13 protein-coding genes and 1 tRNA gene are annotated in these 15690 nt (G+C 66.9%); 10 read left to right on the top strand and 4 right to left on the bottom strand.

Annotated features, from left to right (window positions below):
* Positions 1-104 precede the first annotated feature (104 nt).
* From GJG85_RS11440 to GJG85_RS11425, 4 genes are all read left to right on the top strand, one after another.
* A complete protein-coding gene (locus GJG85_RS11440) occupies positions 105-1094 on the top strand; it encodes a beta-propeller fold lactonase family protein (RefSeq protein ID WP_050013026.1) in 990 nt (329 codons plus the stop codon).
* Positions 1095-1110: 16 nt separating this feature from the next.
* Positions 1111-2085, top strand: coding sequence for a sterol desaturase family protein (locus GJG85_RS11435; protein WP_204383321.1), 975 nt, complete (start codon positions 1111-1113; stop codon positions 2083-2085).
* Between the two features lie 132 nt (positions 2086-2217).
* The gene (locus GJG85_RS11430; RefSeq protein WP_050013024.1) at positions 2218-3045 is read left to right on the top strand and encodes an EI24 domain-containing protein; all 828 of its coding nucleotides are present in this window, start codon (positions 2218-2220) and stop codon (positions 3043-3045) included.
* Complete coding sequence (locus GJG85_RS11425; protein WP_050013023.1) at positions 3042-3857, top strand: molybdopterin-binding protein; 816 nt, start codon at positions 3042-3044, stop codon at positions 3855-3857. The genes GJG85_RS11430 and GJG85_RS11425 overlap by 4 nt, the downstream gene beginning before the upstream one ends.
* Before the next feature lie 122 nt (positions 3858-3979).
* Here GJG85_RS11425 and GJG85_RS11420 read toward each other — a convergent pair whose 3' ends face one another.
* Entirely contained in the window at positions 3980-4444 is a 465-nt protein-coding gene (locus GJG85_RS11420; RefSeq protein ID WP_050013022.1) for a rhodanese-like domain-containing protein, read from the bottom strand.
* Positions 4445-4847: 403 nt separating this feature from the next.
* Here GJG85_RS11420 and glnA point away from each other — a divergent pair, with 403 nt between their 5' ends.
* The 4 genes from glnA (at position 4848) to GJG85_RS11400 (ending at position 11319) form a co-directional block, all read left to right on the top strand.
* A complete protein-coding gene (gene glnA, locus GJG85_RS11415; protein ID WP_204383319.1) occupies positions 4848-6263 on the top strand; it encodes a type I glutamate--ammonia ligase in 1416 nt (471 codons plus the stop codon).
* A gap of 160 nt (positions 6264-6423) precedes the next feature.
* Positions 6424-7566, top strand: a complete 1143-nt coding sequence (gene glnL / locus GJG85_RS11410) for a nitrogen regulation protein NR(II) (protein WP_006478366.1) — start codon at positions 6424-6426, stop codon at positions 7564-7566.
* A 37-nt stretch (positions 7567-7603) separates the two neighbouring features.
* Positions 7604-9118, top strand: a complete 1515-nt coding sequence (ntrC, locus tag GJG85_RS11405) for a nitrogen regulation protein NR(I) (RefSeq protein ID WP_050013021.1) — start codon at positions 7604-7606, stop codon at positions 9116-9118.
* A 92-nt stretch (positions 9119-9210) separates the two neighbouring features.
* Positions 9211-11319, top strand: coding sequence for a prolyl oligopeptidase family serine peptidase (locus tag GJG85_RS11400; RefSeq protein ID WP_124595632.1), 2109 nt, complete (start codon positions 9211-9213; stop codon positions 11317-11319).
* A 52-nt stretch (positions 11320-11371) separates the two neighbouring features.
* On the opposite strand, the gene xth is transcribed toward GJG85_RS11400, so the two are convergent.
* Entirely contained in the window at positions 11372-12148 is a 777-nt protein-coding gene (xth, locus tag GJG85_RS11395) for an exodeoxyribonuclease III (protein ID WP_089488600.1), read from the bottom strand.
* A 183-nt stretch (positions 12149-12331) separates the two neighbouring features.
* Between xth and GJG85_RS11390 the strand changes: the two genes are divergently transcribed.
* Positions 12332-12408: transfer RNA gene (locus tag GJG85_RS11390), tRNA-Met, on the top strand.
* Between the two features lie 99 nt (positions 12409-12507).
* Here the strand turns inward: GJG85_RS11390 and GJG85_RS11385 are convergent.
* Both GJG85_RS11385 and GJG85_RS11380 read right to left on the bottom strand, forming a co-directional pair.
* Positions 12508-13311 (bottom strand): DUF3472 domain-containing protein, encoded by an 804-nt coding sequence (locus GJG85_RS11385; RefSeq protein WP_050013018.1) that lies wholly within the window; start codon positions 13309-13311, stop codon positions 12508-12510.
* Positions 13312-13606: 295 nt separating this feature from the next.
* A complete protein-coding gene (locus GJG85_RS11380) occupies positions 13607-14299 on the bottom strand; it encodes an aspartate/glutamate racemase family protein (RefSeq protein WP_204383317.1) in 693 nt (230 codons plus the stop codon).
* A gap of 163 nt (positions 14300-14462) precedes the next feature.
* Between GJG85_RS11380 and dinB the strand changes: the two genes are divergently transcribed.
* On the top strand, positions 14463-15638 hold the full coding sequence (dinB, locus tag GJG85_RS11375; RefSeq protein WP_050013016.1) for a DNA polymerase IV: 1176 nt from the start codon (positions 14463-14465) through the stop codon (positions 15636-15638).
* The last annotated feature ends 52 nt before the right edge of the window (positions 15639-15690 follow it).

Raw genomic sequence — 15690 nt, 5'->3', positions numbered from 1 at the left:
GGTGACGCACAGGCGGCGCAAAAGCGGCGCAATACCGGCATGGGTCAACCGGAGGGGCCCGCCGAACGTTCTACAATGACCGCTGTTCCACGACGTGAGTCTTCATGCGCACTTTCCTTTCCTTCGGCCGCACGCTTGCGCTGGCCGCCGCCGTGCTGGCGCCCGCCGCACACGCGAATAACGTGATCGTCCTCAATTCGGCCGAAGCGACGCTTTCCCTGATCGACCAGCAGTCCCGCGAGGTCGTATCCACGATGCCGACCGGGAAGGAGCCGCACCATCTGATGGCGACGCCCGACAATTCGTCGCTGATCGTCGCGAATTCGGTCTCGAACAGCCTGATGTTCGTCGATCCGAAGACGGGCAAGCTGCAGCGCACGGTCGAAGGCATCGAGGATCCGTACCAGCTTGGCTTTTCGCCCGACAAGAAGTGGTTCGTGTCGACCGGGCTGCGCCTCGACCGGCTCGACATCTACAGCTACGACGGCCGCGACCTGCATCTCGTGAAGCGCTTGCCGCTCGCGGTGATGCCGAGCCACCTCGCGTTCACGAAGGACAGCAAGACCGCGCTCGTGTCGCTGCAGGTGTCCGGCGAGATCGCGGCGGTCGACCTCGCGACGCAGACGGTCAAGTGGAAGATGCCGGTCGGCAAGGTGCCGGCGGGCCTGTGGATGACGCCGGACGACAAATACCTGCTGGTCGGCATGACGGGCGCCGATTACGTCGCGGTCGTCGACTGGCGCAATCAGAAGATCGTGAAGACGATCCAGACGGGCAAGGGCGCGCACAACTTCCGCTCGCTCGCCGACGGCACGCACGTCGCGATCACGAACCGCGTCGCGAACACGATCAGCATCATCGACGAGATCACGCTCACCAAGGTCGGCGACATCACCGGCCTGCTGCCGGGCCCCGACGACATGGAGCTGTCCGCCGACAAGAAGACGCTGTGGGTGACGTTCCGTTTCGCGAAGAAGGTCGGGATCATCGATCTGGCCTCGCGCAAGCTGGTGCAGACGATCGCCGTCGGCCGCTCGCCGCACGGCATCTACTTCTACGACCGCGCGCCGTGGAAGGCGGCGAACGGCGCGTGACGGGCGGAGGCGAACGATGCTGCACCTGATCGATGCGTTCGTGTCGGACATCCAGACCTGGCTGTACGTCGACGTCGTGCAGCCGCTCCTCTTCAAGTTCAACCTGATGGACTACGACGAGGACACCTACGATGCGCTGTACTGGGTGATCGTCGGCGCGCTGCAGATGGTGCTGATGTTCGCGCTGCTGCGCCCGCTGGAGGCGCTGTTGCCGGTCGAGCGCTGGAAGAACCGCCGCGCGGTGCGGGTCGACGTGATCTACACCGCGATCTCGAAGCTCGGCATCTACACGCTGTTCTTCTTCTTCGCGCTGCAGCCGGTGTTCGACAACCTCCAGGCGTGGCTGCGCCTGCACGGCGTCGCGAACGTGAACCTCGACTATCTGTGGCCGGGCGTGACCTCGCAGCCGATCGTCGCGTTCGCGATCTACCTCGTCGTGCTCGATTTCGCCGGCTACTGGTATCACCGCTGGCAGCACAAGTTCGGCATCTGGTGGGAGCTGCACGCGGTCCATCACAGCCAGCGGCAGATGTCGCTGTGGTGCGACGACCGCAATCACCTGCTCGACGACGTGCTCCAGTCGTGCTTCTTCGCGGCGATCGCGCTGGTGATCGGCGTGACGCCGTCGCAGTTCGTCGTGCTGACCGCGGTCACGAACTTCCTGCAGAGCATCCAGCATACGAATGCGCGGCTGTCGTACGGCCGCATCGGCGAGCGCCTGCTCGTCAGCCCGATCTTCCATCGCCGCCACCATGCGGTCGGCTACGGCCACGAAGGCACCAAGTACGGCTGCAACTTCGGCGTGCTGTTCCCGTGGTGGGACATGATGTTCGGCACCGCGTCGTGGAACCGCACGGTTGAGCCGACCGGCATCCGCGAGCAGGTCGAAGGCGTGTCCTACGGCGAAGGCTTCTGGGCGCAGCACGGCCTCGCGTTCGTGCGGATCTTCCGGCGCCTGTTCCCCGCGAAGCACGGCGCGGCGTCGGCCTGATCCCCATCCCGATCGGGCCTTTCTCCCGGTGAACGACTTTCCCACGCGGCCCGCCTGCGCTTTGGCGCACGCGGGCCGCGTGGTTTATGCTTTCCCCGTTTTTCTCCGTCAATCCAGATTTCATAGGCTCGCATGAACGACCTGCTGCGTTCCTTCGTCCGGGCGCTCGCCAGCGCGCTGCATCCGCGCATGCTGTGGCTCACCCTGATGCCGTTCGTCGTGTCGGCGCTGCTGTGGGGCGTCGTGCTGTGGTTCTCGTGGCAGACGCTGCTGGATCTCGCGCGCGGCGCGCTCGACGGTTTCGTGCTGACGGCCGCGCTGTATCGCGCGTTCGATGCGATCGGCATGTCGCAGCTGCATGCGGTCGTCGCGCCGTTCGTGGTCGTGTCGCTCGCGATCCCGCTGATCGTGCTGACCGTGCTGCTGCTGATCGCGACGATCTCGATGCCGGTCGTGATCAAGCACCTGTCGAACCGGCAGTTCGCGGCGCTCGAGCCGAAGCGGGGCGGCACCTTCCTCGGCAGCGTGGTCAATTCGCTCGGCGCGGCGATCGTCGGCGTCGTGCTGCTCGTCGTCACGATCCCGCTGTGGCTGATTCCGCCGTTCTTCGCGCTGCTGCCGCCGGTGATCTGGGGCTGGCTCACGTACCGCGTGATGACCTACGACGCGCTCGCGCTGCACGCGAGCCGCGACGAGCGCCGCGCGCTCGTGCGCCGGCATCGCTGGCCGCTGATCGGCATCGGCGTCGCGACCGGGCTGCTCGGCACCGTGCCGACCTTCGTGTGGGTCTCGTCGGTCTGGATGATGGTGCTGTTCCCGTTCGTCGCGGCCGCCATGATCTGGGTTTACGCTTTCATCCTCGTCTTCTCGGCGCTGTGGTTCGGGCACTACTGCCTGCGCGCGCTGGAAGACCTGCGCGCGAGTGCGCGCGCCACCGCAATCGACATGGGGCAGGCATGAGCATCGGCATCATCATCATCGGCGACGAAATCCTTTCGGGCCGCCGGCAGGACAAGCATCTGGCGAAGGTCATCGAACTGCTGGGCGCGCGCGGCCTCGCGCTCGACTGGGCCGAATACGTCGGCGACGATCCCGCGCGCATCACCGCGACGCTCGCGCGTGCGATCGCGTCGGGCGACATCGTGTTCTCGACGGGCGGGATCGGCGCGACGCCGGACGACCATACGCGCCAGTGCGCGGCCGCCGCGCTCGGCGTGCCGCTCGAGCTGCATCCGGACGCGAAGGCGTTGATTTCGGAACGGATCCGCGAAACGCACACCGATCCTGCCACGCCGGTCGACTTCGAGTCGCCGGAGAACCAGCATCGCTTCAACATGGGCGTGTTCCCGGCCGGCGCGACGATCATCCCGAACGGCTATAACCGGATTCCGGGCTTCTCGGTCGGCGATCTTCACTTCGTGCCGGGCTTCCCGGTGATGGCATGGCCGATGATCGAATGGGTGCTCGATACGAAGTACGCGCATCTGCATCACGCGACGCCGCATGCCGAGCGCTCGCTGTACGTGTTCGAGCTGCCGGAATCGACGCTGACGCCGCTGATGGAGAAGATCGAGCGCGATTTCCCGGGCGTGCGCGTGTTCAGCCTGCCGAGCGTCGGCGACGCGGAGCGCGGCGGCATCTATGCGCGCCGTCACATCGATCTCGGCGTGAAGGGCGAGCCGGAAGCGGTCGCGGCCGCGTTCGTGAAGCTGCGCGAAGGCGTGCACCTGCTCGGCGGCGACGTCGTCGAGCCCGACACGCCGCGCGCCTGAGCGGCGGCCTGCAACAACCCGGCCGCACCAAAAGCAACGGGCCGCGCAACGCGGCCCGTCATCGGCATGTCATCGCCCGGCTCGACGATGAGGCTGTCGCAACCGGCGGGCGCGGCGCGCCGTCAGGCGCCGATCCACGGCAGTTTGCGGAAGCACCAGCCGTCGACCGTCTTGCGGTGGCCTTCGGCGTCCTTCGCGCCTTCGAAGCCTTCGAGCAGGTCGAACGCCTTCGTGAAGCCGGCCTGCGCGGACGCGACCGCCGCGAGCTTCGAGCGCGCGGCGCTGCGGCACAGGAACAGGATCGGCGTATCGGCCGGGAGGGCCGCCTTCAGTTCGTTGACGAATTCGGCGTTCGGCACGCCGCCCGGGTAGCGCGTCCATTCGACGTGCAGGTACTGGCCGTCGCCGACGAGCGGGCGGCCGATCCAGTCGAGCTCGGCGCGCGTGCGCACGTCGACGAGGCGCGCGGATGGATCGAGCTGCAGCAGTTCGAATGCCTCGACCGGCAGCAGCGCGCCGGCATAGTTGAGCGCGCCTTGTGCGCGGCGTTCGTCGGCCTTCGCGTAAAGCTGGTCCAGCGTACTCATGGCAGGGGTCTCCGTATCGGTCAAACGGCCATTCTAGCGCGACGTCGCTGCACGAACGTCCGGATGCGGCACGGCGCGCGCCGGACACACGCTCACCAAAACGGTGCAGAATGGACGGCGTGCACCAGAATGATCGCGTTGTGCGGATGTGTCCGATCGATTGCACCATATCGGTGCGACGTCGCCATCGCCGGTGCGGCGCCCGGCCCCGGAATCGCGCAGCGAAGCCCCGCTGCGGCGCGGGCCGGCGTGATTCGCGTCGGTTTTGCGATGGTTGGCACGGAAGCTGCTATATAGAATTCGGTCGAATCGGGGCGCGCTGCGCCAAAGCAAGACCCCGGTCAGCTCGATAAACGAGGCGGTTTCCCAGTCCGCCGGAATTGTTCAATCAGGAGAAGAGGTTATGAGTAAAACCGTCGCCGACGTCATGCAGCTCGTGAAGGACGAGGACGTCAAGTTTGTCGATTTCCGCTTCACGGATACGCGCGGCAAGGAACAGCACGTGTCGGTGCCGGTTTCGGCGTTTGACGAAGACAAGTTCGAAAGCGGTCATGCATTCGACGGTTCGTCGATCGCGGGCTGGAAGGGCATCGAGGCGTCGGACATGCTGCTCATGCCGGATCCGAGCGCTGCCTTCGTCGACCCGTTCTATGAAGAGTCGACCCTCGTGCTGACCTGCGACGTGGTCGAGCCGGCCGACGGCAAGGGCTACGAGCGCGATCCGCGTTCGCTCGCGAAGCGCGGCGAAGCGTACCTGAAGAGCACGGGTATCGGCGATACGGCGTACTTCGGTCCGGAACCGGAATTCTTCATTTTCGACTCGGTCCAGTGGAACACGGACATGTCGGGCTGCTTCGTGAAGATCAACTCGGAAGAAGCGCCGTGGTCGGCAGGCAAGGAATTCGAAGGCGGCAACACGGGCCACCGTCCGGGCACGAAGGGCGGCTACTTCCCGGTCGCGCCGGTCGACACGTTCCAGGACATGCGTTCGGAAATGTGCCTGCTGCTCGAACAGCTCGGCATCCCGGTCGAAGTGCACCACCACGAAGTGGCGGGCCAGGGCCAGAACGAAATCGGCACGAAGTTCTCGACGCTGGTTCAGCGCGCCGACTGGACGCAATGGTCGAAGTACATCATCCATAACGTCGCGCACTCGTACGGCAAGACGGCGACGTTCATGCCGAAGCCGGTCGTCGGCGACAACGGTTCGGGCATGCACGTTCACCAGTCGATCTGGAAGGACGGCCAGAACCTGTTCGCGGGCAACGGCTACGCCGGCCTGTCGGAACTGGCGCTGTTCTACATCGGCGGCATCATCAAGCACGCCCGTGCACTGAACGCGATCACGAACCCGACGACGAACTCGTACAAGCGTCTGGTCCCGCACTTCGAGGCACCGGTCAAGCTCGCTTACTCGGCACGCAACCGTTCGGCATCGATCCGCATTCCGCACGTGTCGAACCCGAAGGGCCGCCGTATCGAAACGCGCTTCCCGGATCCGATGGCGAACCCGTACCTGTGCTTCACGGCACTGATGATGGCCGGCCTCGACGGGATCCAGAACAAGATCCATCCCGGCGAAGCCGCGGACAAGAACCTGTACGACCTGCCGCCGGAAGAGGATGCAAAGATCCCGACCGTCTGCGCGGGCCTCGACCAGGCACTCGAAGCGCTCGACAAGGATCGCGAGTTCCTGACCCGTGGCGGCGTGTTCACGGACAGCATGATCGACGCGTACCTCGCGCTGAAGGAGCAGGAGCTGGCGAAGTTCCGCATGACGACGCACCCGATCGAGTTCGAGATGTACTACTCGCTCTAATCGGCGATGGCGCTTCGATTCAGCGCCGTCATGCCGGTTCGTTCCCGTCGCGCGGCTCGCGGCGGGAACGGCGGAGTCTGAAAGGGGACGGCGTCCGGCCGTCCCTTTTTTGTTCCGCCGATTTTCATTTTCTGCCCGGTGAGGCGCGACAAGCACGCAGATGGTTCTGAAGAATCTGATCAAGGCGAAAACGGGGCAGCCCGAACGACTGACGGACGACGAGCGGCTCGCGCGCTCGGGTCTGCTGGCGGGGCTCGAAGCGCTGCCGACGGTCGTGATCGTGCTCGACCGCAAGACGCTGCGGGTCGCGTTCGCGAACCCGTCCGCGGAGGCAATGCTCGACATCTCGCGGCGGCAGCTCGCGCAGCGGCCGTGGGGCGAGATTTTCCCGAACGCGAACGAGCTCGCGTCGACGATCACCGCGATCGGCCAGGAACGCTTTCACGCGACGCACCTCGATACCGTGCTCGATCGGCCCGGCCGCGAACCGCTGCACGTGCATGCGATCGTCGGCTTCCTCGAGAGCGCGCCCGATTTCGTGCTCGTCGAGCTGTTCGAGAACGAACGGCAGTCGCGCACCGATCGGGAAGAGCGCATCCACGACCTGACCGCGGTCAACAAGCAACTGATCCGCAATCTCGCGCACGAGATCAAGAACCCGCTCGGCGGCATTCGCGGCGCAGCCCAGCTGCTCGAATTCGAACTGGGCGAGCGCGAGCGCGGTGAATTGCGCGAATACACGCAGGTGATCATCAAGGAGTCCGACCGCCTGCAGACGCTCGTCGACCGGTTGCTGGAGCCGCACCGGCATCCGCACATCGTCGGCGACGTGAACATCCATGAAGTATGCGAACGCGTACGCGCGGTGATGCTCGCGGAATTCCCGCGCGGGCTCACGATCGAGCGCGATTACGACGTGAGCGTGCCGGACCTGCGCGGCGACAAGGAGCAGTTGATCCAGGCGCTGCTGAACATCGTGCGTAATGCCGCGCAGGCGCTGCGCGAACGGATCGCGCAGGGCGACGCGAAGATCGAGCTGCGCACGCGCATCGCGCGCAAGATCACGATCGCGAAGCGTCTGTACAAGCTGGCACTGGACTTGCACGTGGTCGATAACGGGCCCGGCATTCCGGAGGAGATCCGCGACCGGATCTTCTACCCGCTCGTGTCCGGACGCGACGACGGCAGCGGCCTCGGCCTCACGCTCGCGCAGACGTTTGTCCAGCAGCACGACGGGATGATCGAGGTCGAAAGCCGGCCCGGACGTACCGAATTTCAGATTCTGCTGCCGCTCGACCATTGAGCGGCGGCATTGCGATTCACCCATACCTGACCGACCTATGAAGCCGATCTGGATAGTAGACGACGACCAATCGATCCGCTGGGTGCTTGAAAAGGCACTCGCCCGGGACAGCTTCGCGACGAAGAGCTTCGCGAACGTGCGCGACGCGCTGGCCGCGCTCGACCACGAGACGCCGCAGGTGCTCGTGTCCGACATCCGGATGCCGGGCGGCTCGGGCCTCGAATTGCTGCAGGCGATGCACGAGCGGCTGCCGGGCCTGCCCGTCATCATCATGACGGCGTTCTCCGATCTCGACAGCGCCGTCGCCGCGTTCCAGGGCGGCGCGTTCGAATATCTCGCGAAGCCGTTCGACGTCGACAAGGCGGTCGAGCTGATCCGTCGCGCGGTGGAAGAAAGTCTGCGCGGCGGCGCGCCGCAGGACGAGCGCGTGGCCGAGGCGCCCGAGATGCTCGGCCAGGCGCCCGCAATGCAGGACATGTTCCGCGCGATCGGGCGGCTGTCGCATTCGGCCGCGACCGTGCTGATCACCGGCGAGTCGGGCACCGGCAAGGAGCTCGTCGCGCGGGCGCTGCACCGTCACAGCCCGCGCGCGAACGGGCCGTTCATCGCGCTGAACACGGCGGCGATTCCGAAGGATCTGCTCGAATCCGAACTGTTCGGCCATGAGCGCGGCGCGTTCACCGGCGCGCAGACGACGCGGCAGGGCCGCTTCGAGCAGGCCGAGAACGGCACGCTGTTCCTCGATGAAATCGGCGACATGCCGTTCGACCTGCAGACGCGCCTGTTGCGCGTGTTGTCGGACGGGCAGTTCTATCGCGTAGGCGGTCACAACCCGCTGCGCGCGAACGTACGCGTGATCGCGGCGACGCACCAGAATCTCGAGTCGCGCGTGCGGCAGGGGCTGTTCCGCGAGGACCTTTACCACCGGCTCAACGTGATCCGGCTGCGTCTGCCGCCGCTGCGCGAACGCAGCGAGGACATCGCGCTGCTCACGCGCCACTTCCTGCAGAAGAGCGCGCGCGATCTCGGCGTCGAGCCGAAGCGCGTGTCCGACGACGCGCTCGCGTACCTGACGTCGCTGCCGTTTCCCGGCAACGTGCGGCAGCTCGAGAATCTCGCGAACTGGCTGACCGTGATGGCGCCCGCGCAGACGGTCGAGATCAAGGACCTGCCGCCCGACCTCGTGCCGGCCGGTGCGCCGGTCGTCGCGACGGGCGACGGCGCGGACGTGCACGGTAGCAGCAGCCACGCGACGGCGGCGCCTGCCGCGATCGGTGCAGCGCCGACGGCCGCGCCGGTCGCGAGCGCGGCGAACGGCAGCGCGCCGACCGGCTACCCGCTGTGGGAGCACGGGCTGCGCACTGAAGTCGCGCGGCTGTTGCGCGAGAACTCGGCCGACGTGATGGACGAACTCGCACGCCGCTTCGAGGCGGCCGTGATCCGCGAGGCGCTCGACTTCACGCGCGGCCGCAAGGTCGAAGCCGCGGAGCGGCTCGGCATCGGCCGCAACACGATCACGCGCAAGATCCAGGAACTCCATCTGGAGCCCTGACCGAGCACGATTCGCGGCATGCGCGGGCCCGCGCATGCCGCGATCGGACATAATCGCGGTTTGCACGCCGTTTGCCATCCCGCCGATCCTCCATGTCCGACTCCTTCCGCTGGCCCGCCGGGGCCGACCCGTTCCGTTTCCTCGAAGCACTCGACAGCAAGCGCGCCCGCACGTGGGTCGACGAGCAGAATGCGCGCACGCGCGCCGCGCTGCGCGACGACGATGAATATCGTGCGTTGACCGCGCGTCTCGCGAAAGCGTATCTGCCGCGCGAACGCCCGGTGATTCCGACCCGTTGGCGCGACTGGGCATACGACCTGTGGCAGGACGATCTCCATCCAAAGGGACTGTGGCGCCGCACGCGCTGGGCCGACTGGCGGGCCGGCCAGCCGGCGTGGGAAACGCTGCTCGACGTCGACGCGCTCGGCGCCGAAGAGGGCGAATCGTGGGTGTTCGAGCAGGACGCGATCCTGTATCCGGACGGCGATCGCGTGCTGCTGTCGCTGTCGCCGGGCGGCGCCGACGCGGTCGTCGTGCGCGAATTCGATCTCGTCGAGCGGCGGTTCGTCGACGGCGGGTTCACGATCGACGCGCCGGGCCATCACACGGTCGGCTGGATCGACCGCGACACCGTGTACGTGAGCTGGGATCGCGGCGAAGCGCATGCGACCGCGGCCGGTTATCCGTATGAAGCGCGGCGCTGGGTACGCGGCACCGCGCTCGCCGATGCGCCCGTCGTGTTCAGCGGCGAGCCGGACGACATCAGCGCCGGCGCATGGTACGACCCGATCGACCGCCGCCACGTCGCGTGGCGCAGCGTCGACTTCTTCGACGCGCACGCGTACCGGCTGACCGACGCAGGCGAGTGGGCGCGCTACGACGTGCCGACGCATGTCGAGGTCGGGTTCTGGGAAGGCTGGCTCGTGCTGGAGCCGCGCCTCGACTGGGACTGCAACGGCGTGCGCCACGCGGGCGGCTCGCTGCTCGCGATCCGCGAGCAGGCGTTCCTCGCCGGTGCGCGCGAATTCACGACGTTGTTCGCGCCGCGCCCGACGACGTCCGCCTGTACGTGGACGCACACGCGCACGATGCTGATCGCGAGCTGGCTCGACGACGTGCACAACCGCACGATGCTGTGGCAGCCGAAGCAAGCAGAAGACGGGTCATGGACGTGGGACGCGCGGCCGTTCGACTGGCCGGGCGACGCGCAGATCGACGTCGAACCCGTCGAGTCGACGCTGAACGACGAGGTGTACGTCGACGTCGACACCTATCTCGATCCGCCCGAATGCTGGCTGGCCGATCTTGCCGATCGCGCGGACGATGCGCCGTCGCGCCGCGTGCTGCTCGACCGGCCGCCGGTGCAGTTCGATGCGGCCGGGCTCGTCGTCCGCCGCGCGAGCGCGCGTTCGCGCGACGGCACGGTGGTGCCGTACACGTTGATCGGTCCGCGCGATGCCCTCGATGCACCGGAAGGCAGGGCGCGTGTCGCGCGGCCGTGCCTGCTGTCAGGCTACGGCGGCTTCGCGATTCCGAACCTGCCGGGCTACAGCGATGCGTTCGGCATCGGCTGGCTCGAACGCGGCGGCGTGATGGCGTTCGCGCACATCCGGGGCGGCGGCGAATTCGGGCCGCGCTGGCACGTCGACGCGCAGCGCGAACATCGGCAGCGTTCGTTCGACGATTTCATCGCGGTCGCCGAGGACTTGGCCGCGACCGGCGTGACGACCGCCGCGCAACTCGGAATCGAGGGCGGCAGCAACGGCGGGCTGCTGGTCGCCGCGTGCATGATGCAGCGGCCGGAGCTGTTCGGCGCGGTGCTGTGCCGCGTGCCGCTGCTCGACATGCAGCGCTATCCGAAGCTGCACGCGGGCGCCGCATGGCTCGACGAATACGGCGACCCGGACGATCCGCGCGAAGGCGCGGCGCTGGCCGCGTATTCGCCATATCACCGCGTGCGCGAAGGCGTCGCATATCCGCCGTTGTTGCTGACGACGTCGACCCGCGACGACCGCGTGCATCCCGCTCATGCGCGCAAGATGGCCGCACGCATGCAGGCGCTCGGTCACGAACGGGTGTGGTACTGGGAGAACACCGACGGCGGCCACGGCAGCGCCGACGATCTCGAACGCGCGGAAGCCGACGCAGCCGAATTCGGCTTTCTGTGGGCCCATCTCGGGCCGGCGCCCGCGCGGCGCTGATCGCGCGCGGGCGGCCTGGGGCCTGTTATCGGCGTGAACAGGCCCTGAACGATCAGCCGACGACCGCGACGACCGGCGTGTGGTCGGACGGCTGTTCCCACGTGCGCGGCACGCGATCGACCTCGCACGACGCGCAGGTCGCCGCGAGCGCCGGCGACAGCAGGATGTGATCGATGCGCAGCCCCGCGTTGCGGCGGAACGCCATCATCCGGTAGTCCCACCACGTGAAGGTTTTCTCGGGCTGTTCGAAGCGACGGAACGCATCGACGAAGCCGAGTTCGATCAACTGCGTGAAATGCGCGCGCTCCTGCGGCGACACGAGATTCTGGCCTTCCCATTTCGCGGGATCGTGCACGTCGCGGTCTTCCGGCGCGATGTTGTAGTCGCCGAGCAGCGCGAGCTTCGGGTAGCGCTGCAGCTCGGTGCGCAGCCACGCCTGCAGCGCGTCGAGCCACTGCATCTTGTAGACGAACTTGTCGGAGTCGAGCGCCTGGCCGTTCGGAAAATACGCGGACACGATGCGCACGCCGTCGACCGTCGCGGCGATCACGCGCTGCTGCGAATCCTCGAAGCCGGGGATGTTGCGCACGACGTCCGATTCGTCGACGGCGAGCGTGTCGCGCACGAGGATCGCGACGCCGTTGTAGGTCTTCTGGCCGGTGAACCAACTGCGGTAGCCGGCCGCCTCGAGATCGGCGCGCGGGAATTTCTCGTCCGGCAGCTTCAGTTCCTGCAGGCACAGTACGTCGGCGCCGCTTTGCGCGAGCCAGTCGAGCACGTGCTGTTTGCGGACGTTGAGCGAGTTGACGTTCCAGGTGGCGATTTTCATGAACGGGAGGGTGCGTGCGGCGTGAATGCGAAGGCCGCCATCTTACCGCGAGCATGGGGTGCGAACGCGTGCGTCATGCGGGCTCGCGCATGTGTCACGCATCGCCGCTTGGGCAACGGAAGCAGAAATTGTGACAAAAGTATTGACGTGAGTACTTCCTCACCCTATAATTTATTTCTCTGACGCGGGGTGGAGCAGTCTGGCAGCTCGTCGGGCTCATAACCCGAAGGTCACAGGTTCAAATCCTGTCCCCGCAACCAAGCACACCAGGCGATGTGCCGCGCAATTGACCGATGCGCACTTCGTCTACGAAAAACCCGGCTCCGTGCCGGGTTTTTTGTTTTTCGCGTCCGTCTTCGTTATTTCGGTGCGCCCGGGCTCCCGGGCAAGAAGCCGTTCTCGAGCAGATAGGTGGTCGTGTTGACCAGCGTGGCCCGCGCGTTCGGCGTGCCCGACAGCGCCGCGCACTTGTCCTGGCCCGTATTCAGCCGGATCGACCGTTCGGTCGTCGGGTAGTCGACGTCCTTCAGATAGAAATGCGGCAGCGACGTCATGTAGCGCGCATACGGCACGCATGGCCGCTGCATCGGGTCCCTCGACGCGGCGTTGAACGGAAAGTACTCGTCGAACAGATAAGCCGAACTCGACAGGCCGCCCCAGTCGGCCGGCACGGCAATGCTGCCGGTCGGCGTCGTCGCGCCGGTGGCGACGTCGGTGATGAAGCCGTCGACGGTCGAGCGCCCGTCGCTGCGATTACCCTGCGTCACGGTGACCTGCAACCGGTAGGCGTGGCCCGTTTTCCACGGGTAGGCGATCGAGCACGAGGTGCCGGAGCCGCCGTCGGCGCCGCCGCGGCAATTCGCCGACAGCGGCGTCGTGCCGGTGCCGAACGCGCTGAAGATCACCACGTTGCTGCTTTGCGTGCGTGGCTGGATACCGGTGTAGATCGCGTGGCCGCCATGTTGCGACGACAACTGGTTGGCCCAGTAGTAGCTCGCGTTGACCTGGGTCGGCACGACCTCGGGCGTGATCTCCCACGTCATGCGATCGAAGCCGTCCCGGGGCGTCGAGGCCGCCGATGCGGTGATGTTGGGGTCGGCGTGCGCGGTGAGCGTGAACGATACGGCGAGCAACGCGCCGAATGCGGTGTTCAGTTTTTTCAATTTCCTGTTTCCTGTTGGTGGAAAAGAGACTGCGACGAGCAGGGTCGATTGAGCGCCGCTGCTCGCGTACCAATTTGCGGTCACTTTATTACCAATGAATAACCAGTCGTGTCGGCGCGCCCGCGCGAGCCGCGTTGGGTGATTCGCGGGCCGTGCGCGCCAGGCCCGTGTGGCGGGCGAGAGCACGGAGTCGCGCGCGCGGCGAGGCGCGCCTCGGGAGACTGAATCCTGCCGCGCGGAACAATGCGGTGATACCTTCAGGCGGCGATTGTCGTTCAGCGCCGGCGTGCGTCGTTCAGCGCGCCGCCCATTCGACGGCCGCCTTCGCATGCAGCGCGGTCGTATCGAATACCGGCAGCGGCGAATCGTCCGCGCCGATCAGCAGCGTAATTTCCGTGCAGCCGAGGATCACGGCCTGCGCGCCGCGTTTTGCCAGTTCGTCGATGACCGACACGTACGTCACGCGCGATTCCGCCGAGATCACACCGTGGCACAGCTCGTCGTAGATGATCCGGTGCACGTCGTCGCGCCCGCGTTCGTCCGGCGTCAGCACGTCGAGCCCGAACTTCTCGCGCAACCGCTCCGCATAGAACGGCAGCTCCATCGTGTAGCGCGTGCCGAGCAGGGCGACGCGCTCGACGCCCGCGTCGCGCAGCGCGCTGCCGGTCGGGTCGGCGATGTGCAGGAACGGCAGCGTCACCGCGGCTTCGATCGCCTCGTGCACGCGATGCATCGTATTGGTCGTCAGGACGACGAGATCGGCGCCGGCCGCTTCGAGCTGCCGCGCGGCGTCGGCCATCCGTTCGCCGAGCGCGGCCCAGTCGTGCGTGCGCTGCCGCGCTTCGATCTCGGCGAAGTCGACCGTGACCAGCACGCTCTTCGCGTTGTGATGGCCGCCGTGCAATGCCTTCGAGTGCCGGTTGATCATCCGGTAGTACTCGGCCGACGATTCCCAGCTCATGCCGCCGATCAGTCCGATCGTCTTCATCTGACACCCCTGCGTTTCGTGTATCGCGGCAGACGAGTATAGGCGCCGCTGCACGTGCCCGGCCGGTACGATCCGCGCAAACCCGGCCAGTACGGCGCCGCCGGGTGGGGGCCGGGCTCCGGGCGGCAGGCTCCGGCCATACGCGGCAGTTGAAACCGGCACTGTGTTTTTGTACAGTATCGGCACCGTGAGCCCGACCACCATCCCGCCTGCCGATCCGCCCGCGCCGCCGCCCGGCGACGCGCCACCGCGCATGCGCAAGATCATCCACTGCGACTGCGACTGCTTCTACGCGTCGGTCGAGATGCGCGACGACCCGTCGCTGCGCAACCGGCCGCTCGCGGTCGGCGGCCGGCCCGACCAGCGCGGCGTGATCGCGACCTGCAACTACGAGGCGCGGCGCTACGGCGTGCATTCGGCGATGTCGTCGGCGCTGGCGATGCGCAAGTGCCCGGACCTGCTGATCCTGCCGTCCGCGATGGACAAGTATCGCGCGGCGTCGCGGCAGATCATGGCGATCTATCGCGACTACACGCCGGACGTCGAGCCGCTGTCGCTCGACGAGGCGTACCTCGATGTCAGCGGGTCGGAGCGTTGCCAGGGCAGCGCGACACTGATCGCGCGCGAGATCCGCGAGCGGGTGCGCGATACGGTCGGCGTGACCGTGTCGGCGGGCGTCGCACCGAACAAGTTCATCGCGAAGATCGCGTCCGACTGGAACAAGCCCGACGGGCTGTTCGTCGTGCGGCCGCACGAGATCGACGCGTTCGTCGCGGCGCTGCCGGTGCGCAAGCTGCACGGGGTCGGCAAGGTGACGGCCACGCGGCTCGACCGGCTCGGCATCCAGACCTGCGCGCAGCTGCGCGACTGGCCGCTGATCGACCTGCACCGCGAGTTCGGCGCGTTCGGGCGGCGGCTGTACGAACTGTCGCGCGGGATCGACGAGCGGCTCGTGCAGGCCGACCAGGAGCGCAAGTCGGTCAGTGTCGAGACGACCTACGTGACCGACCTGACGACGCTCGAGCAATGCGCGGACGAAATCCGACGCCTCGTCGTGCAACTCGACGCGCGGATCGAGCGCGCCGGCGCCGCGCGGTCGATCCGCAAGCTGTACGTGAAGATCCGCTTCGCCGATTTCCAGCGTACGACGGTCGAGTGCGTGGCCGACGCGACGAATGCCGAGACGGCCGTCACGCTGCTCGCGAAGGGGTTGTTGCGGCGCGCGCAGCCGGTGCGGCTGCTCGGCGTCGGCGTGCGTATCGACGAGGACACGGCCGAGCGCCACGGGCAATTCCTGCTGTTCGACGACGAAGCGGGCGACGACACGCCCGCGCCATGAAAAAAGGCACCGCCGAAGCGGTGCCTGTCGATGCAGCCGGAACAGCCGGAAG

Source organism: Burkholderia sp. MS389, from assembly GCF_016899425.1.
In the GTDB taxonomy this organism is placed as follows: Bacteria; Pseudomonadota; Gammaproteobacteria; order Burkholderiales; family Burkholderiaceae; genus Burkholderia; species Burkholderia sola.
Note: the sequence above shows the minus strand (reverse complement) of the source record. Positions and strands in the feature narration are given on the sequence as shown.

What these genes read in the sequence shown, in the direction of transcription:
- GJG85_RS11440 (WP_050013026.1), top strand. Translation starts at nt 105, where the DNA reads ATGCGCACTTTCCTTTCCTTCGGCCGCACGCTTGCGCTGGCCGCCGCC.
- GJG85_RS11435 (WP_204383321.1), top strand. Translation starts at nt 1,111, where the DNA reads ATGCTGCACCTGATCGATGCGTTCGTGTCGGACATCCAGACCTGGCTG.
- GJG85_RS11430 (WP_050013024.1), top strand. Translation starts at nt 2,218, where the DNA reads ATGAACGACCTGCTGCGTTCCTTCGTCCGGGCGCTCGCCAGCGCGCTG.
- GJG85_RS11425 (WP_050013023.1), top strand. Translation starts at nt 3,042, where the DNA reads ATGAGCATCGGCATCATCATCATCGGCGACGAAATCCTTTCGGGCCGC.
- GJG85_RS11420 (WP_050013022.1), bottom strand. Translation starts at nt 4,444, where the DNA reads ATGAGTACGCTGGACCAGCTTTACGCGAAGGCCGACGAACGCCGCGCA.
- glnA (WP_204383319.1), top strand. Translation starts at nt 4,848, where the DNA reads ATGAGTAAAACCGTCGCCGACGTCATGCAGCTCGTGAAGGACGAGGAC.
- glnL (WP_006478366.1), top strand. Translation starts at nt 6,424, where the DNA reads ATGGTTCTGAAGAATCTGATCAAGGCGAAAACGGGGCAGCCCGAACGA.
- ntrC (WP_050013021.1), top strand. Translation starts at nt 7,604, where the DNA reads ATGAAGCCGATCTGGATAGTAGACGACGACCAATCGATCCGCTGGGTG.
- GJG85_RS11400 (WP_124595632.1), top strand. Translation starts at nt 9,211, where the DNA reads ATGTCCGACTCCTTCCGCTGGCCCGCCGGGGCCGACCCGTTCCGTTTC.
- xth (WP_089488600.1), bottom strand. Translation starts at nt 12,148, where the DNA reads ATGAAAATCGCCACCTGGAACGTCAACTCGCTCAACGTCCGCAAACAG.
- GJG85_RS11380 (WP_204383317.1), bottom strand. Translation starts at nt 14,299, where the DNA reads ATGAAGACGATCGGACTGATCGGCGGCATGAGCTGGGAATCGTCGGCC.